The sequence below is a fragment of the Candidatus Acidiferrales bacterium genome, assembly GCA_035934015.1.
In the GTDB taxonomy this organism is placed as follows: Bacteria; Acidobacteriota; Terriglobia; order Acidiferrales; family UBA7541; genus DAHUXN01.
This window is the reverse complement of record DASYYH010000016.1, coordinates 273,498-291,520: the sequence shown is the minus strand read 5'-3', so window position 1 is coordinate 291,520 and position 18,023 is coordinate 273,498. Positions and strand designations below refer to the sequence as shown.

Genomic DNA, 18,023 nt, shown 5'->3' with positions numbered 1-18,023 from the left:
TCAGATGTCGGCGGAGAAGCTGCGAGATTTGTCTGGCGCAGAGCGGCTCATAGCCGCTGTGCGCTTGAGCGCGATGCGAATTTCGGGCAAGGCCTCCTCCGCGGCGGCGACACCGGCGGCAATCAGGTCCGGCGTGCGCTGAAAGTCATCCCAGTGGATTTGCTTCACCGCTGGTTTGAGGATGATGTCAGCGAAACGCAGCCAGCGGGGTGGCTGTTGCTGCTGGAGGATAGAGAAGGAACGGCTGATAATTTCGATGGTGTTCTTCGGTCGCTGGTCCGGCTGGCCGGGATCGAGATGCACGGCGATAACGACGTCGGCGCCCATGCGGCGGACTGCTTCGGCGGGGACAGCCTCTGTCAGGAAGCCATCGACGAGCATGCTGCCGTCGTACTCAATGGGCAAAAACATGCCAGGAAAAGCGCACGAGGCGCGCAGCGGCCGGGCGAGTTCGCCTTTGGTGAAATATACGGTTTCGCCGGAAACGATATTCGTGGCAACGATGGCAAAAGGAATTTTTAGCTCTTCGAAAGTCGTGCACGGTGTCAGGCGGTGCAAATAGCCTTCCAGGCGCTCGTTGATGGCCATGCCCATGCGCGAAATCGTCCAGCGGCCAAAATCGCGGAAATGCGTCAACGCACCTTGGCGTTCGAGTTCTTCGAGGGGCGTGCCGCTGGCGTAAGCCGCACCGACCAGAGCGCCGACGCTCGTTCCCGCCATCAGATCGATGGGGATGTCGTTCTCCTCGAATACGCGCAATACGCCGATGTGCGCAATGCCGCGAGCGAATCCACCGCCAAGAGCGACGCCGATCCTCGGACGATCGATATCTCCGTCGGGCCGCGCGTAGGCGAACGACCGCAAACCCTTGACGGCGGAGCCAAGCCATCGAATTACGTTGCCCATGCGGTTCTTCTTCCTGTTTTCAGGCCGGTACCTATAAGATTATTCTATCCCCGTTGGTGTTGCCGGGGGTTTTTGATTGACCCTGCGATACTAGTTCTGTAACCTCCGAGCTTCCCTTCTGGAAAGATGAGCATTCGCATTGAAAAAGCGGCAGTTCTCGGCGCGGGAACGATGGGATCGCGCATCGCGGCGCATCTGGCGAACGCGGGCGTGCCCTGTTTCTTGCTGGACATCGTGCCTCGCGAATTGAACGCCGAAGAAACCCGCAAGGGCCTGACGCTCGAATCGCCCGCGGCGAGGAATCGTTTTGCGCTCGCGGGAATCGAAGCGGCGAAAAAATCTCGTCCGGCGGCATTTTTTGTCTCTGATTTTGCGCGGCTGATTCGCGCCGGGAATTTCGAAGACAACCTCGATTGGTGCAAGGAAGCGGATTGGATCATCGAAGCCGTAACGGAAGATCTGGAGATCAAGCGCGATCTGCTGGCGCGCGTTGAGAAACACCGGCGGCCGGGAACGATTGTCACCACGAACACGTCCGGATTGCCGATTCATCTCGTCGCCGAAGGACGCTCAGAGGATTTTCAGGCGCACTGGGCGGGGACGCATTTCTTCAATCCTCCGCGCTACATGAAGCTTGTCGAGCTGATCGCCGGGCCCAAGACTAAGCCTGAAGTTCTCGCGGCGCTCGAAGAGTTCTGCGACCGGCGTCTGGGAAAAGGCGTGGTGGCAGGGAAAGACACGCCCAATTTCGTCGCCAATCGCATCGGAACATTTTCGATGCTGAACGCCATGCGCCTCATGGCCGAACTGGGCATGACCGTCGAAGAAGTGGACGCGTGCACCGGTCCGGCGATCGGCCAGCCGAAGTCGGCAACGTTCCGCACGGCCGATCTCGTCGGCCTCGACGTGCTGGCGCATGTGGTGAACAACATCTATGAAAGCGTCCCGGACGACGAATCGCGCGAGATTTACAAACTGCCGCCGCTGATCGAAGAAATGATGGACCGCGGCTGGCTGGGCGAAAAGACCGGCGGCGGTTTTTACAAACGCGTGAAAAAAGGCAGCGAGACGGAAATTCTGGCGCTCGATGCGAAGACGATGGAGTACCGACCGCGGCAGAAGGCGAAATTCGCATCCATCGAGGCAGGAAAATTGGTGGAAGACACGCGCGAACGGTTGCGCGCATTCGTTCAGCCGATTTTGGATGGCCAGGTCGGCGACAAGGCGATGCGCTTCTTGTGGGGCAGCCTTTCGCAGACATGCCTCTACGCCGCGCGTCGCATTCCGGAAATCGCCGAACGCATCGTGGAAGTGGATCGCGCGATGCGATGGGGATTCAACTGGGAACTCGGTCCGTTCGAAATCTGGGACGCCATCGGAGTCGAGCCCATGGCGCGAATCTTGAAGATGCTAGGCAAACCGCAGGCGCCAATTGTTGCCTCGCTTCTGTCATCGGGCAAAAAATCGTTCTACGAATCGGCGCAAGGTCGCACGAGTTATTTCGATCTCGGCGCGGCAGATTACAAACCGCTCGAAGAGCCGCGCGGCGTCATCCTGCTGAAATCGCTCAAGGAGCAATCGAATGTCGTGGAGGAAAATTCCGGCGCGAGCCTGATCGATTTGGGAGATGGCGTCCTTTGCTGCGAATTTCACGCCAAGATGAACGCCATCGGCGGAGACATCGTGGCCATGCTGCACGCGGGCGTGAAGCGCCTGCACAGCGATTTCGCCGCGATGGTGATCGCGAATCAATCCGTGAATTTTTCCGTCGGCGCGAATTTGATGCTGCTGCTCGTAAGCGCTCAAGAACAGGAATGGGACGATATTCATCTCGCTGTGCGGCAATTTCAGAATGTGAATATGGCTATCAAATACGCACCCGGGCCGGTGGTTGCCGCGCCGCAAGGAATGGCGCTCGGCGGCGGCTGCGAGATTAGTTTGCATGCCGCGAAAATCCACGCGGCGGCGGAGGCGTATATCGGATTGGTCGAAACGGGAGTGGGGCTGATTCCTGCGGGCGGCGGATCAAAGGAAATGCTGATTCGCGCGAATGAACACGCGGCGGGCGAAGAGGACTTGGATCTGTTCCACGCCATGAAGCCGGTCTTCGAAAATATCGCCATGGCGAAAGTGGGAACGAGCGCGGAAGAGTGCCGCGCGCTCGGCTATCTGCGCGCCTCGGATGCCGTCTCGATGAATCTCGACCGGCTCATTGCAGACGCGAAAGAGACCGCGCTGGCGACGGTGCGCGCTGGCTATCATCCGCCTGCACCGGCGCAGATTCGCGTTCTTGGCGAGGAACTCATCGCCGCTGCGAAGCTGGCAATTCATCAAATGCTGCGCGGCGAATACATCTCCGAATACGATGCGCTCGTGGGACGAAAGCTGGCGCACGTTCTCGGCGGGGGTGCGCTTTCCGCTCCGCAGATGGTTTCCGAACAGTATGTCCTCGATCTGGAGCGCGAAGCGTTTGTGTCCCTCTGCGGCGAACGCAAGACCCAGGACCGCATCGCCCATACCCTGAAAACCGGCAAGCCCCTGCGCAACTAACAACGCATGTCCCGGAATGCGTTCGAGCAATTTGACTTTGAGTGACTTGCTGCCGTGTCTGGATTTCCTCGAAATTTGGCAGCGATCATCACTTTTCCCTTGAAATTATCTTAACTCTATGGTATACATGCACTTGTAGCTTAGGGTTCTCGTTTGTAGCTTGGATCGAGGCTGCAGATAACAAAATGGAAGGCGGGCCGCGGAGACGCGGCCTTTTCGCTTTTTATGCGCTTTCAAATTTCTAATCGAGTTTCTATTGGAAATTAGAACCTCATGCAACTCATTGAAAACAGACGAACGAGGTCATTTCTAATCGAGTTTTTTCGCAGTTTTTTTCGAGCGCGCGTCCGCTTCCGGACACCGCTCTTTGAGGCGCTGTTGCTTCGCGCCGCAGTTGCTTTTTTGGATGCTTCGGCGTCCAATGATGAAAAGCTGGAGATGCGAGGTGCGGCATGAGGGAAGCAGTAATTGTCAGTTCGCTGCGAACAGCAGTAGGGAAAGCGTTCAAGGGCACGCTGCGCGCGGAGCGCCCGGATGATTTGGCGGCCGCGGCGATGCGCGAAGCAATCGCGCGCGTGCCCGGGCTCGACGCCAGGGAAATCGACGATGTGATTCTCGGCTGCGCGATGCCAGAGGCCGAGCAGGGAATGAATGTGGCGCGCATTGCCGCGCTGCGCGCAGGGTTGCCTGTCGAAGCCTCGGCAATGACCATCAACAGATTCTGCTCTTCGGGATTGCAAGCGATTGCTATCGCCGCGGAACGCGTGGCGGCCGGCGGCGCGGATGTGATTCTCGCCGGTGGAACGGAATCGATGAGCTTGATTCCCATGGGCGGCAATAAAATTTCACCAAATCCCTGGCTGATGGATCATTATCCCGATGCGTACCTGGGCATGGGGCTGACTGCGGAAAATCTTGCGAAAAAATACGGTATAACGCGCGAGCAGGCCGACGAATTTTCGTATCAGAGCCACCAAAAAGCCCTTGCGGCAATTGCGGAGGGAAAATTCAAAGACGAAATCGTTCCGGTCGAAGTGGATTTCACTTCTGTGGACAATTCGAATGGGAATCGCGCGAAAACCGCGAAAGTCAAATTCGACACGGACGAAGGCCCGCGCGCGGACACGTCGATGGAAGCGCTCGCGAAACTGAAGTCGGCGTTTCATGCGCGGGGAGTTGTAACCGCAGGAAACAGTTCGCAGATGAGCGACGGGGCGGCCGCGGCGATTGTGATGTCGGCGGAGCACGCACGATCGCTGGCGGCGAAACCGCTAGCTCGCTTTGTGGCGTTCGCGACGGCAGGCTGCCCGCCGGAGGAGATGGGCGTCGGGCCCGTGTTCGCGATACCGAAAGCGCTGAAGCTTGCAGGACTTGCTCTCGACCAGATCGACGTAATCGAATTGAACGAAGCGTTCGCGGCGCAATCGCTGACGGTAATCAAGCTGGCGAAGCTTGATCCAGCGCGCGTGAACCCGAATGGCGGCGCCGTCGCGCTGGGGCATCCGCTGGGATGCACAGGAGCGAAGTTGACAGCGACAATTCTGCGCGAACTCGAGCGGCGCAAGGCGCGTTACGGTCTGGTGACCATGTGCGTCGGCGGCGGCATGGGCGCAGCAGGAATTTTCGAGCGCATGTAAACGCCTGTGCGCAGACGGCTCGAAGACTTGATGCAAGAACAAGAAATGGTGATGTGGAAGACACTAACCAGGAGAAATGGTTCCTAAGTCTATGAATCGTGCATGCCGGGCCACGAGGGGATTTACGCGCGACGCGAATTCTGGCTAAGATAGTAAAGCACTGGACGCGAACTTCAATTCAGTTCCGTAGGAAACGATGCCCGCACCAGCAGCCTGGTATTTCGCTTACGCCAGTAACATGAGCAAGAAGCAGATGAGCTCGCGCGCAGAGATTCTGGAGGAGCACGCAGCGCGGCTGGAGAATTACGAGCTTGTGTTCAATAAGAAGGCTCGCGGCGGTGTTGCGACAGCGAACGTTCGCCAGGCAGCGGGGGAATTTGTTCTTGGCGTGCTTTACCGGATCACGGAGTCGTCGTTTCGAAACCTGGACCGATTCGAGGGTGTGCCCGAGCATTACCGGCGGATTGAAGTGAACGTCACTTACGGAGAAGGCAAAAGCGCAGCCGCGCAGGTTTACATTGCGACGAAGGTGGACAAGGGGCTGCGGCCCGCGCCGCATTATTTACAGACGATTTTGGAAGGCGCGGCGGAGCACAATTTTCCAGCCGAGTACGTCGAGAAAGTCAAGGCGGCGGCGCAAAGCGGATAGATGCGAATTTTGCGTCGCGATTTTTCGCGGCCACGTTTTCGCGTTCAAGTTCTTGTGGTGAAGGAGTCGATATGGCGACAACGACGGTTTCGCAAAGTCTCACGCGCGGCGGCGGATTTTTAATCTCCACCTGTAAACCCGAAGACATTTTCACACCGGCGGATTTGACGGGCGATCAACGATTGATCGGACAGACGGCCGAAGAGTTTGTCGCCAAGGAAGTTCTCCCGCTCGTCCCTGAGCTGGAACAGCACAAAGAAGGCTTGATGGCGCAAGTGCTCAAGAAGGCGGGCGAAGTCGGTTTGCTCGGCGGCGGGATTCCGGAAGAGTACGGCGGAGCGGGGCTGGACAAAGTTTCCTCGACGTTGCTTTCGGAAAAACTCGCTGCGTATGCGTCTTTTGCGGTGACACATGGCGGGCACGCGGGCATTGGCACGGTTCCCATCGTTTATTTCGGAACGGATGAGCAGAAGAAAAAATATCTTCCGCGAATTGCGACTGGCGAAATTATTTCCTGCTACTGCTTGTCCGAACCACAGGCAGGCTCGGATGCGCTGGCGGCACGAACGCGCGCGACGCTCTCGCCGGACGGCAAGAATTGGATTCTGAACGGCCAGAAAATGTGGATCACGAACGGCGGTTTTGCGGATTTGTACGTCGTGTTTGCCAAGGTAGATGGCGAAAAGTTTTCTTGTTTTCTCGTGGAGCGCGGGTTGCCGGGATTTTCCATTGGCGCAGAAGAGAAAAAGATGGGAATCAAGGGCAGCTCGACGGTGGCGCTCTTCTTTGAAAACTGCCCCGTGCCAAAGGAAAACCTGCTGCACGAAATTGGGCGCGGGCACATCGTCGCATTCAACACGCTGAATGCTGGACGATTCAGCCTCGGTGCGTATTGCGTCGGCGGCGCGAAGAAAGTGTTGGAAGCAGCGTCGAAGTACGCGAAGGAGCGCACAGCGTTCGGCAAGCAACTCGCGCAATTCGGACTGATCGACGCAAAACTCGCGGAGATGGCGATTCGCATTTATGCGGTCGAGTCGATGATTTACCGCTCTGCAGGATTGATCGACGCAGCCATCGAAGCGGCTCCGGAAGGCACGACGAAAACCGAGCAGGGCATGAAGATGCTCGAGGAATACGCCATCGAAAGCTCCATCAGCAAAATCTATGGCAGCGAAGTGGTCGACTATTGCGTCGATGAAGCGGTGCAGATTTTTGGCGGCTATGGATTTCACGAGGACTATCCTGTGGCGCGTTCGTATCGAGACAGCCGCGTGAACCGCATCTTCGAGGGAACGAACGAAATCAACCGCATGCTCATCATTCAGATGCTGATGAAGCGCGCAACCGGCGGAGTGTTGCCGCTGATTCCTGCGGCGATGAAGCTGGCCGATGAGGTACTGGCCGGGCCGTCATTCGATGAAGGTTCCGGGGGACCTTTTGCTGCGGAGGAAAAGGCGATCACGAACGGGAAGAAGATTTTCCTGCAGGCCGCGGGCGCGGCGGTACAGCGTTTCCGCGAGCAGCTTTCGGAGCGGCAGGAAATCGTTGCGTGCCTCGCCAATGTAGTGATGGAAATCTACGCTATGGAATCCAGCTTGCGACGCGCACAGAAAGCAGCGAATCGCCAGAGCAGCGACGCGGCCGCGCTGATGGGCGACGCGACGCGCGCGTTTATATCCGATGCGGCGGATCGCATCGAACGCGAAGCGCGCACGGCCCTGGCAGCGACGCTCGAGGGTGACGCGCTGCGGACGCAAATCGCCGTGCTGCGACGCTTCGCGAAGCGCGACCCCATCGACACGATTGCCCTTCGCAGGCGTGTTGCTGCTGCGGTTCTCGCGGGCGACAAGTATCCATTCGAGGGCCGTTGAAAGGCGCGCGGCCAAAGAAGAAGCGCGCGGCGATTTCACGGACACGGCGCCGCTCGCCGGTTCGCGAGCCCGCGTCTGAGTCAGCCGCATGGATTCGCGAACTGGCTACGCCATACCTGAAGGGTTATCTGCCAATCGCGGCGAGCGAAAGCGGACTCAGGGGCTATTGGTTTCTGGCCTCGCGTTCTTCAAGCTCGCTAGCAATATCGGATTCGCGGAGCGCTTCGCACAGGCGAAGCAACAGCCAGGCCGCCGGTTTTTTCGTTGGCTATCTAGTGGATGGTGCAGATTTTTCGTTTCTGCGTCCCGAACCACCGGAATGTCTGGTCTTTGCAGGGATTCGTCCGGTTGGCGGCAGGCTTCACAAGCGGCTGGCGGCAGAGCCGGATAGTTTGCTGCGAAAGACATTTGAATATATCCGCTGGCTGACACACCGACCGCCGCGATTCGTTTTTCACGAGCACGAACTTCCTGCGATGGCGCGCCACTGGCCGATGGGCACCTGGCCAATCGAAAAGCAAAAACATTTGTCGCGCAATTTCTTCATTGAGACGCTTGCGTGGCTGGTGCGAAGCGGATTGGTGCGCAAGCTGAAAGAAGAAGCCGCGCGCAGCTGATGCTGGACTCCGCAAAATTCCTCACATTCACGGAAATGTCTTACATATTTTTTGCACGTGGCCGACTGACGCGCCCGGAAGTGTCAGTCAAAGCAGAATTTGTGAGCGGTTCCTTCGGCCTCCTATTTGCATCTAACCAAGCGGGGGTAGGTATACGGCCATGCGAATTCCTCGGGTTCCCAAGTGGGTTTGGTGGTGTGTTGTCGCTTTTCTGGCGCTTCAGACGTACTTCTTTCAAGAGCTGGTTTCAGCCGAGCTCCTGTTCGCGGTGATTTTCGGCGGTTTTTTGCTCTTCGTGCTGGCGATTTACGTAGTTACGGAAGCGGGAGATCGCGGACTGAACTGGGTGGAAGCCAGCGGCAAGCTTTTGATTCCTAAAATTCATCAGCAGTGGACGCGGCTCGAAGCGATCAGTAAAAAGACATTCCGCCATCCACATTCAGAGTCTGCCCCGTAATCGCGCTCGCTGCGTCCGACGCGAGAAAAAGCGCGGCTGCTGCGATTTCCTCGACCCTCTGGGCGCGGCCTTGAAGTATTCCCAGAGCGAGTTGCTGAGAGACTTTCTCTGAACTCGTTTGCAAGCGTTCGCTCAGCCCCTTGCCCAATTTTTGCAACATTTCCGTTTCCTCCACAGGCCCAGGACAGATCGCATTGACGCGAACCCCGTTTGCCGCTGCTTCTGCGGCGAGCGTTCGAGTGAGGCCGAGCAGACCTGTCTTGGAAGCGGCATACGGAGCATTCCAGCGAAAGGCGGCTTTACCCGCGACGCTGGACATGTTGATGATGGCTCCGGATTTTTGATGGTACATCTCCGGCAATACGAGGCGCGAAAGCAGGAAAGGCCCGCGCAGGTTTGCGGCAATGACTGCATCCCATTCCGCCGGATCGACTTCTTCGATGGCCTTGACCGAGCCGAGCACGCCGGCGTTGTTGACGAGAATGTCGATACGGCCAAAATGCTTGAGCGTCTCTGCAACGATTTTTTGAGCGCCGGACTCTTGCGAGACGTCGGCGGAAATGGCCACGGCGGAATATCCCGCGGATCTCAGTTCCCCCGCGACAGTTTCAATTTCTTTTTGGGTGCGCGCGACGACGGCGACCTTAGCGCCGGCGGCAGCAAAACGCCGGGCGATGGCACGCCCAATTCCACGGCCACCGCCAGTGATGATGGCAATCCTATCGATCAAAAGCATAAGCTCCCCCCTGGTGTATTTCGAAGTACGACAGAATATCATTAACTCTGACTGGCAGATCGTTATTGGATCAGACGCGCCGATTTGGAAACCGGGTGACGTAAAGTGGCAGGATGCGATACCATGGAGGTCTATGTCTCCAGAGCTTGCACAGATTAAAGGGAGCGGCAACGGCCATAAAGTGCTGGTTCGCGTTCGCCCGCGCGGATTCTGCGCGGGAGTGGTGCGCGCGGTGGATATTGTTGAACTCGCACTCGAAGCGTATGGTGCGCCGGTCTACGTCCACCACGAAATCGTCCATAACCGATACGTGGTGGAACAGTTGCGGCAGCGAGGCGCAATTTTTGTAGAGTCCATCGGCGAGGTGCCGAGGGAAGCTGTGCTGGTATTCAGCGCGCATGGCGTTCCGCCGCGCGTCCGTGAGGAAGCCACCGAGCGCAGCCTGCGCGTGATTGACGCGACGTGTCCGCTGGTGACAAAAGTGCATCTTGAGGCGCGAAAATTTGCGCGCGAGAGCCGCACGCTGATTTTGATCGGACATCGCGACCACCAGGAAATCGTCGGGACCTCCGGAGAGGCGCCGCAGCAGACCGTCGTTGTTGGGAGCGTGGAAGAGGTTGACGAACTTCAGGTACAGGATCCCGAAAAGCTAGCCTATTTGACGCAAACTACCCTGAGCCTTTACGACACGCAGGAAATTGTTACGCGTTTGCGCCAGCGGTTTCCGAAAATCGTCGGGCCGGCGTCGGACGATATTTGCTATGCGACACAGAACCGGCAGGAAGCAGTCGAGGCGTTGACACGCGAAGTGGATTTGATTCTCGTCGTGGGTTCGGCGAATAGCTCGAATTCGAACCGGCTGGTGGAAGTGGCGCAGCGTGCTGGAGTTGCGGCGCGGCTGATCGAGGATGGGAATGATCTACAGCCGTCGTGGTTTGAAGGTGTTTCGCGGCTGGGACTTACTGCGGGCGCTTCCGCTCCGGAGATTCTTGTCGAGCAGGTGAGCCAGCGACTGGCGAATTTCGGTTTTACGGATCAACGCGACCTTGATTTGATTCGCGAGGATGTGCGATTCACTTTGCCGCCTGAGCTTGCCGCGCGCCGGAACTCGGGGGCCGCGTAGCTCGTCCGGCAGATAAATTCAATCAGAGGAGCAACGCATGGCGGTGCGGATTACGCGCCAGCCGAAACAGATTGTTTTGTTGGGTGCACCGACCAGCGCCGCGGCGCTCACAGCTGGTCATGAGAAGGCTCCTCAAGCGCTGCGCGCAGCGGGATTGGTTGACCGGCTGCAATCGCTGGGATTCAGCGTCACGGACATGGGTGATGATCCCATCGCCCTGTACCAACCCGATGAAGAAAGTCCGCGCGCGCGAAACTTGCCCCGCGTCGTCGCTTCTCTCGAAGCCCTGAAGCCTCGCGTCGAAGCCGCAGTGAAGACCGGTGGTTTGCCGCTGATTCTGACCGGCGATTGCTCGCCGGCGCTCGCGACGGTTGCGGGCGTGCGCAGGTATTATCGAGGCGCGAGCATCGTTTACATGGATAGCGACGCGGACCTGAACGTTCCGGCCACGTCGCCTTCCGGTTGCGTTGACGGAATGGTTGTGTCGCATCTGACAGGTCGTGGCGCTGCGGAACTCGTTCGCTTTTGGGGCGAGCCGCCGCTCGTCCGCGATCCAGATGTCGCACTCTTCGGTGTGAATCGTCTCGATCCGCCCGAGGAAGAAGTGCTGGCGCGCTATCCCATCCGCATTTTTCGCGCCACCGATGTGCGAAGAATGGGCGCGGTCGCGGCAGCGGAAATGGCCATCGAGCGCATTCACGGCGGCAAAAATGAGCTTGTGGTGCATCTCGATGTCGATGTGATCTCGATCGATGATTTTCAGACGACGGATTTGCCTAGTTCAGGAGGATTACGGCTCGACGAAATCCGGCAGGCGCTGGAAATTTTTGTGAAGCAGCCACGGTTGGTGGCACTGGAAGTGGCGGCATACAATCCCGACAAGGATTCCGATGGGCGCGGCGCGAAAGTCGTGATCGATTTACTCGCGTCTGCACTTGCCGCGCGTTTGCAGGCAGAAACACAAACACAAGCAGCCGCAGCCACTGCCGCTCCCGCTGCGCCTGCTGCGGAAGGCGTAGCAGAGAGTTCCGCGGCGCAGACTTCGACGGAGCCATCCGCTTCTGCAACTGAATAGAAACTCACCGTTCCACTCTTATTTGCCTCATCGCAGGGTTTCACCCGGTTTTTATGATCGCCATGGGCATGCTGGCCGTCAGGCGGAAAGACCTCTAACTTACTGCCACCCCCAATGAGAAAACGAATCCGACCAAGACCCGCGATCGCAGAGGCAGAGGACAACCCTCCGATGCTGGAGAACCGCAAGGGCAAACTGCGGCTGGACATGAACGAAAACGTTCTCGGTTGCTCGCCGAAGGCGCACGCCGCTTTGCGTCGCTTGGATTCCGAAGATTTCTCGATGTACCCGGAGAAGGAGAACGCTGTCGAAAGGCTGGCGCCACATTTTGACGTTCGCGCGGACGAAATGCTGGTGACATGCGGCATCGATGACGCGCTTCGGTTGATTGCTGATGTGTTTCTTGAGCGCGGACGGAAAGTTCTGCTGGTTGAGCCAACGTTCCCGATGTATCGCTTTTATGCTGGACAGCGCGAGGCGCGAATCATTTCGCTGCGGTATGACGGCGGAATGAATTTCCCACTGCGTGATGTGCTTGTTGCGCTGAGATCGGCGCCGGATGTTTTCTTCCTTGCGAATCCGAATAATCCAACGGCCGGATTGCTCAGCCGGCGAGAAATCGAAGCGATTCTGGACGCCGCGCATGGGACCCTGATTGTCGTCGACGAGGCCTATTTTGAATTTTCCGGCGTGACGATGCTGCGTGAGATTCGGAAGCGGCGCAATCTGATTGTGACGCGGACGTTTTCCAAAACCAGTGGGCTCGCCGGACTGCGCGTGGGGTGCGCATTCGCACACCGCGAGATCATGAAGTTGTTGAGAAGGGCGCAGGCACCGTTTCCCATCGGCGCGCCGGCTTTAGCTGTGGCTGAGGCGGCGCTGAAAGACAAAGCGTTTGTGAAGCGCTATGTCAGCGAAATTGTGCGAGCGCGAAAAATTCTGGTGAATGGCTTCGAGCGACTGGGTGTGAGGACATTTCCGAGCGCGGCGAACTTTGTCCTTGTGGATTTCGGCGCGCGTGGGCCGAGCATCATCTCCGCGCTGCGGCGGCAAGGCATTCTGATACGCGATCAATCAGGCGCCTTCGGGCGGCCGGGCTTTGTTCGCATCACCGTGGGAACAAGCGCACAAATGCGGGGCTTCCTCAAAGCGCTGGAGCCGTTGGCGTGAAGACGGCTAAGTTTCCGTGGCACATCATCATTTTTGACGTGGATGGCGTGCTCGTTGACGTGCGCGAATCATACCAGCGCACGGTGCTCGAGACGGTGCGGCACTTTACAGGCAAGCGCGTCACGCGGCGCGAATTGCACCAGTGGAAAAATCGTCCGGGCTTCAACGACGATTGGAAACTAACTCATGCGTGGGTTCGCGAACTCGGAGCCGAGTTCAGCTACGAGGAAGTGAAGAAACAATTTGAAAAGATCTATTGGGGCCACGACGGGGATGGCAATGTGTCGCGCGAACGCTGGCTGCTCTCTCACCAGCGGATGCGCGCCCTGGCCAGCCGCGCTGAACTGGCCATCTTCACCGGGCGAACAAACTCTGAGCTCGATTACACGCTCGGTCGCTTTTCTGCGCGCACGTGCTTCAAGCGCATTGTCACGGTGGAGAGCGTCGCGAAACCGAAACCGGACCCCGAAGGCCTGACGAAAATTCTGGACGGACGCTCGCCAGAGATAGCGATCTATTTGGGCGATAACATTGACGATGCACTCGCGGCCCGGAGTGCGCGAGTGGCGTTTCTAGGAGTTCTTCCGAAAGGCAGCCAGGAGCGGCGAATTCGGGCGGCAAAGTTGCGCGACCTGGACGCGCGCGGAATCCTTGGAGACGCCGGCGAAATTGCAGAATGGTTCGCGCGATAGTGCGCTGCAGGCGCTGAGATCATTTTTCTGGCGAAATGCTCTAGGGGATAAAGAGAAGGAAAGGTACGTACAAAATGTGTTATCGTCTATCCCACAAAGCAGGTTGCCTTGCAGCCTTTATGATTCACGACAAGGGATTCCTCTTTTACGGCAATGACATCTGAAATAGAAGTTGGCTCTAACACACCTGCCGTTAACGGTATCCGCAGAGTTTCGCTGACATCGGCGGTGGCCGATAAGTTGCGCGAAAAGATCATTCGCGGCGAAATTCAGGAGGGAGAGCAACTGCGGCAGGATGCCATCGCCAAGGATTTTGACGTCAGCCGAATCCCAGTTCGCGAGGCGATGCGGCAACTGGAAGCCGAAGGACTCATCAATATCGTTCCGCATCGCGGCGCTGTGGTTTCCGCGCTTTCGCCCGATGAAATTGAAGAGCTTTTCGACATTCGCGCGCTTCTGGAGTGCGACGTTCTGAGGCTGTCCATTCCCAATCTAACTGAGTCGGAGTTCGGGAAGGCCGAAGAGATTCTGCAAGCTTACGAAAAGGCCCTCTGGATTAAAGAAGAAGTGGGGACGTGGGGCCGCTTGAACTGGCAATTCCACTCGACGCTCTATTCCCGCGCCAAACGCCCGCGATTCATTGCACTGATTCAGACCATCAACAATAATGGCGACCGCTATACGCGCTTGCAACTGTATTTGACGCAGGCGTTCGAGCGGGCAAAGCAGGAGCACCGTCAACTATTGGAACTTTGCCGACAACGCGACGTCGCGAACGCCTGCGATCTGCTCCGGGGCCACATTCACAACGCGGGGCAGATGCTCAAAGAGTTCGTAAAGCAGCGGCGGAAGTAAGCCCGCACTGCCCCTTCTCGCGAACTTCCTTCCGCCGCGCCAATTACAGTAAAGCAGCCAACAATCGCAAGTCTGGCGAGAGCCGACACTCACAATAAGTTTATGGTTCGGAGCCCTCCGCGGCGTCCATCTGCGACGGCGGCACGACGGTAGACAGGGGAGTGACGCCCTGCTGTTCGAGCGAGCGATTGAACGCCGGGAGCTGCTGATCCATGAGGTTCTTGTAGTCCCCCGTCGCTGACGCGAGGTCTTTTTCAATCATGGCGAGAAGGCTCATGTCGGTATCGGTCGGCGCAAAGTCGGCGCCGCCGGCAACGTCACCCGCGCCGGTGCCGATCTCTCCATTGAGCCAGATCAGATTGAGATAGATCTTGTAGGCGGTGACGTAATACTTGTCGTCGCTGTTGGTTTCGACTTTGCTGATCAACTTATATTCGACCGACTCCATATCCTGCTCCATGGATTTGACCGATTTCAGCAAGTCGGCTTTCTTCGGGTCGTTCTTTTGGTCCATCCGATCCTGGGCGATTTCAGAGGTGAGCGTCGCATCAATGTCGCCGAGCTGTTTTCGGAGCCACTCGATGCGATTCACCATGTCTGACGTACTGGTGATGTCGTTGCGAATGCGGAGCAGAGCCTTCACGGAAGCTTCTATATCCGCGTCAGTGCCCGGTGACTTTGGATCGCGAAGGATCGTCAGTGGCTGAGTGAAAGTCTGCTTATCGATGGTCAAGCGCACCGTATATTTCCCAGGAGCGACGAGGGGTCCTTGCTGAGCACCCTCAATGCCCCAATGTGTCACGGTCCTTGAATCCTTGTCGCGGAAGCGCGGCTCATCCCAGACATGCGGATTATCGGGAGCGGCAGTGCGCAGAGCGATCAGATGCGGCGAGTCATATCGCAGATCCCAAACTGCGCGATTAAGCCCCGCCTTGACCGGCTGCCGCATTCTGCGAATCACAGTTCCGTGCGAATCGAGGATTTCGATCCGTGCCGGCTCCTTTGCTGCGGCCTTCGAAGAAAAATCCAGATATGCGCGAGCATTGCGCACGAAGCGATACGTGTCGCGGGGCGCAAAGAATCGCGCTGCGGCGTCCGACTGCTCCTTGGCCTCTTGCTCGAGTGGAGTGATGTCATCGAGGATGTACAGACCACGGCCATACGTGGAAATCACAAGGTCGTGGAATTGCTTCTGCACAACGGCCCACGAAACGGTTGTGTGCGGAATTCCGTCATCCAGAGCCATCCAGTGACCGCCGTCGTCTGGCGAATAATGGAGATCATTTCCCGTTCCGGCAAAAAGGAGACCCTTGCAATTCGGATCTTCCGCAATGACGCGAACGTAAGAGAGTTCGTCGTGTGGAAGATTGCTGTCGATGCGAGTCCAGGTCTGGCCAAAATCGGTGGTTTTGTAGATATACGGATCGCGATTGTCCATCAGGTGGAAATCGAAGGAGACGTAGGCGGTTCCGGGATCAAAGTGGGAAGGTTCGATGCTCGTCACCGTACCCCAAGCCGGCAGGCCGGAAATATTTTTCGCGACATTGTTCCAATGCCCGCCGCCGTCCTTGGTGTACCAGACTTGACCGTCGTTCGTGCCAGCCCAGATCAGCCCTTTCTGAATCTGCGACGGCGCGATGGCGAAAACAACTTCACCATAGAACTGGCCGAGATTGTCGCCGACGATGCCGCCGGAGGAGACTATGCGGCTCGGATCATTTGTCGAGAGATCAGGGCTGATGACCGACCAACTCTGGCCGCCATTCGAAGTTTTGAAGATGACCTGACAGCCGTAATAGACTGTGTTGTTATCGAATGGATCGATTGCCAGCGGAGGAGTCCAATGGCATCGGTACTTCGTCTCGTTCGGAGCGGAATCGAGCGTGTGCAGCCAGGGGCTAACGGAGCGCGCCATCTTCGTTCGCGCGTCCCATCGCGTCACTTCATCACCGTAACACGTAGCCCAAACGATATTTGGATCGGTCGGGTCCGGAACGGTCCATCCGGATTCGCATCCGCCCATGCCGTGGTCCCAATCGGATTCCGCCTGAACGCCGAACCCGAAAATAAAGGACGTGCTCGGGCCGCGCATGTTGCCGTCGTCCTGCATGTTGCTGTAAACCTCGTAGGGAACCTGATTGTCCACAGCGACGTGATACATCTGGCCGATAGGCAGCGAGACACGCTGAAAGCCCCGGCCGTGAGTTCTGGTGATTAACATGCCACCGTCGTTGGTTAACGCGAAGCGGTCGGGATTCTTCGGATCAATCCAGATGTCGTGGTTGTCGCCGCCCCACGGGACCTCATTGAAGTTTTCTCCGCCGTCGAGAGATTCGAAGAAACTGCTGTTCGCAAGGTAGACTTCATTGTCGCTGGCGGGAGAAACAGCGATGCGAATGTAGTACCCCGCGCGGCCGGTGAGCTGCCGCGACCAGTTGACGACACGCCAATTTTCGCCGCCATCATCCGAAAGCCAAACAGAGCCTTGATCCGCGGTTTGAATCAGCGCGTAGACGCGGTCCGAATTCGTCGGCGCGACCGCGACGTCAATTTTCCCCACCGGTGACTTCGGCAAACCGTGGCCTTCGATGCGCGTCCACGTTGTGCCGCTGTCATGCGAAACGTAGACACCACTTCCCGGTCCGCCGCTGAATTCTCCGTAGGTGTGCATGGCGACTTGCCACGCGCCAGCGAAAAGAGTCCGCGGATTTTCAGGATCCATGGATAACCCTGAGCAGCCTGTATTCTCATCCACGAAAAGCACACGCTCCCAGGTCTTGCCGCCGTCAGTCGTGCGATAGACGCCGCGCGCTTGCTGAGGACCGGTCGTGCGCCCCAGCGCGCAGACATAGACGTTGTTCGGATCCGTCGGATTGACGATCACACGGCCGATGCGGCCCGTCTGCGCCAGGCCTATGTTCGTCCACGTCTTTCCAGCATCAGTCGACTTGTAGATACCGTTGCCCATCACGTCGCTGTCGCGAATGACCCATGCCTCGCCGGTCCCAGCCCACACGACGTTAGGATCGGAAGGCGCCACAGCGAGCGCGCCGATGGCAGCTGCCGGCTCTTTATCGAAAACCGGCGCCCAGCGGTTGCCGCCGTCCGTCGTCTTCCAGACGCCGCCTGATGCGGCGCCTGCGTAATAGACATTGGGATCTCCGGGCACGCCCGCGACAGAGGCGATACGGTTGCCGATGACAGGCCCGACAAAACGGAATCGGAACGCATCTTCATTGCCGCCGCGAAATCGGCGTTGTGCAAAAGTAGGCGCGGCAAAAAAAACAGCAAAAAGTATGCAGAGTAAAAAATTCAGTGACCGCTTATTGCTTTTCGGCATTTTTGCTCCTTTAATGGCGAGGACCTGCAAAAGTTTCCCCAAGAATTCCGTTCATAGCATTCTTTGCTTCCGAAAAGGTTGCAAGTTTAGCGCCACCGCGCCATAAAGACGAATCCCCGGTTCGCAAATCACCAAATTCGTCGAATGGATTCTCCCCAGGTGGAGGACCAGCAGTCGAAAACATCATGGCAGAGGACGCCCCGCCTGTATTCAGTATGGATGCCAATCCCTCAAAGATACATGCAGTGCCGAGACAAATGACATGACCGGCCCAGCGACGCCAGTCATGGTGGAAGATGTTCATCGTAAGACCCGAGTCTCACGGCGAGCAAGAGAGACACGCCG

Annotated in this window: 14 protein-coding genes; 11 read left to right on the top strand and 3 right to left on the bottom strand. The window is 57.6% G+C overall.

Annotated features, from left to right (window positions below; translation table 11 throughout):
• Positions 1–906, bottom strand: a complete 906-nt coding sequence (locus VGR81_08520) for a patatin-like phospholipase family protein (GenBank protein ID HEV2288981.1) — start codon at positions 904–906, stop codon at positions 1–3.
• Between the two features lie 126 nt (positions 907–1,032).
• On the opposite strand from VGR81_08520, the gene VGR81_08515 reads away from it, so the two are divergent.
• The 6 genes from VGR81_08515 to VGR81_08490 all read left to right on the top strand — a co-directional run bounded on the left by VGR81_08515 (position 1,033) and on the right by VGR81_08490 (position 8,687).
• A complete protein-coding gene (locus tag VGR81_08515; protein HEV2288980.1) occupies positions 1,033–3,456 on the top strand; it encodes a 3-hydroxyacyl-CoA dehydrogenase/enoyl-CoA hydratase family protein in 2,424 nt (807 codons plus the stop codon).
• Between the two features lie 452 nt (positions 3,457–3,908).
• Positions 3,909–5,093: an acetyl-CoA C-acyltransferase gene (locus VGR81_08510; protein HEV2288979.1), complete on the top strand. Its 1,185-nt coding sequence runs from the start codon at positions 3,909–3,911 to the stop codon at positions 5,091–5,093.
• Between the two features lie 196 nt (positions 5,094–5,289).
• On the top strand, positions 5,290–5,742 hold the full coding sequence (locus VGR81_08505; protein ID HEV2288978.1) for a gamma-glutamylcyclotransferase family protein: 453 nt from the start codon (positions 5,290–5,292) through the stop codon (positions 5,740–5,742).
• A gap of 71 nt (positions 5,743–5,813) precedes the next feature.
• Entirely contained in the window at positions 5,814–7,613 is a 1,800-nt protein-coding gene (locus VGR81_08500) for an acyl-CoA dehydrogenase family protein (protein ID HEV2288977.1), read from the top strand.
• Positions 7,610–8,230, top strand: coding sequence for a hypothetical protein (locus VGR81_08495; protein ID HEV2288976.1), 621 nt, complete (start codon positions 7,610–7,612; stop codon positions 8,228–8,230). Before VGR81_08500 ends, VGR81_08495 begins: the two co-directional genes overlap by 4 nt.
• A 160-nt stretch (positions 8,231–8,390) precedes the next feature.
• Positions 8,391–8,687 (top strand): hypothetical protein, encoded by a 297-nt coding sequence (locus VGR81_08490; GenBank protein HEV2288975.1) that lies wholly within the window; start codon positions 8,391–8,393, stop codon positions 8,685–8,687.
• Here the strand turns inward: VGR81_08490 and VGR81_08485 are convergent.
• Complete coding sequence (locus tag VGR81_08485) at positions 8,641–9,423, bottom strand: glucose 1-dehydrogenase (protein ID HEV2288974.1); 783 nt, start codon at positions 9,421–9,423, stop codon at positions 8,641–8,643. The two genes, VGR81_08490 and VGR81_08485, sit on opposite strands and share 47 nt — an antisense overlap.
• Before the next feature lie 133 nt (positions 9,424–9,556).
• Between VGR81_08485 and ispH the strand changes: the two genes are divergently transcribed.
• The 5 genes from ispH (at position 9,557) to VGR81_08460 (ending at position 14,338) form a co-directional block, all read left to right on the top strand.
• Positions 9,557–10,546, top strand: a complete 990-nt coding sequence (gene ispH / locus VGR81_08480; GenBank protein HEV2288973.1) for a 4-hydroxy-3-methylbut-2-enyl diphosphate reductase — start codon at positions 9,557–9,559, stop codon at positions 10,544–10,546.
• 37 nt (positions 10,547–10,583) lie between these two features.
• Positions 10,584–11,621 carry an arginase family protein gene (locus VGR81_08475; protein ID HEV2288972.1) on the top strand — a complete coding sequence of 346 codons (1,038 nt, stop codon included), beginning with the start codon at positions 10,584–10,586 and terminating at the stop codon, positions 11,619–11,621.
• A gap of 171 nt (positions 11,622–11,792) precedes the next feature.
• Positions 11,793–12,791, top strand: a complete 999-nt coding sequence (gene hisC, locus VGR81_08470; protein HEV2288971.1) for a histidinol-phosphate transaminase — start codon at positions 11,793–11,795, stop codon at positions 12,789–12,791.
• A complete protein-coding gene (locus VGR81_08465) occupies positions 12,788–13,483 on the top strand; it encodes an HAD hydrolase-like protein (GenBank protein HEV2288970.1) in 696 nt (231 codons plus the stop codon). Before hisC ends, VGR81_08465 begins: the two co-directional genes overlap by 4 nt.
• A gap of 153 nt (positions 13,484–13,636) precedes the next feature.
• On the top strand, positions 13,637–14,338 hold the full coding sequence (locus VGR81_08460) for a GntR family transcriptional regulator (GenBank protein ID HEV2288969.1): 702 nt from the start codon (positions 13,637–13,639) through the stop codon (positions 14,336–14,338).
• 100 nt (positions 14,339–14,438) lie between these two features.
• On the opposite strand, the gene VGR81_08455 is transcribed toward VGR81_08460, so the two are convergent.
• Entirely contained in the window at positions 14,439–17,678 is a 3,240-nt protein-coding gene (locus VGR81_08455) for a hypothetical protein (GenBank protein HEV2288968.1), read from the bottom strand.
• Between the last annotated feature and the right edge of the window lie 345 nt (positions 17,679–18,023).

Coding starts and splice junctions, on each gene's coding strand:
- VGR81_08510 (HEV2288979.1), top strand. CDS start 3,909: ATGAGGGAAGCAGTAATTGTCAGTTCGCTGCGAACAGCAGTAGGGAAA.
- VGR81_08460 (HEV2288969.1), top strand. CDS start 13,637: ATGACATCTGAAATAGAAGTTGGCTCTAACACACCTGCCGTTAACGGT.
- ispH (HEV2288973.1), top strand. CDS start 9,557: ATGTCTCCAGAGCTTGCACAGATTAAAGGGAGCGGCAACGGCCATAAA.
- VGR81_08520 (HEV2288981.1), bottom strand. CDS start 906: ATGGGCAACGTAATTCGATGGCTTGGCTCCGCCGTCAAGGGTTTGCGG.
- VGR81_08500 (HEV2288977.1), top strand. CDS start 5,814: ATGGCGACAACGACGGTTTCGCAAAGTCTCACGCGCGGCGGCGGATTT.
- VGR81_08515 (HEV2288980.1), top strand. CDS start 1,033: ATGAGCATTCGCATTGAAAAAGCGGCAGTTCTCGGCGCGGGAACGATG.
- VGR81_08455 (HEV2288968.1), bottom strand. CDS start 17,678: ATGCCGAAAAGCAATAAGCGGTCACTGAATTTTTTACTCTGCATACTT.
- VGR81_08490 (HEV2288975.1), top strand. CDS start 8,391: ATGCGAATTCCTCGGGTTCCCAAGTGGGTTTGGTGGTGTGTTGTCGCT.
- hisC (HEV2288971.1), top strand. CDS start 11,793: ATGCTGGAGAACCGCAAGGGCAAACTGCGGCTGGACATGAACGAAAAC.
- VGR81_08475 (HEV2288972.1), top strand. CDS start 10,584: ATGGCGGTGCGGATTACGCGCCAGCCGAAACAGATTGTTTTGTTGGGT.
- VGR81_08505 (HEV2288978.1), top strand. CDS start 5,290: ATGCCCGCACCAGCAGCCTGGTATTTCGCTTACGCCAGTAACATGAGC.
- VGR81_08485 (HEV2288974.1), bottom strand. CDS start 9,423: ATGCTTTTGATCGATAGGATTGCCATCATCACTGGCGGTGGCCGTGGA.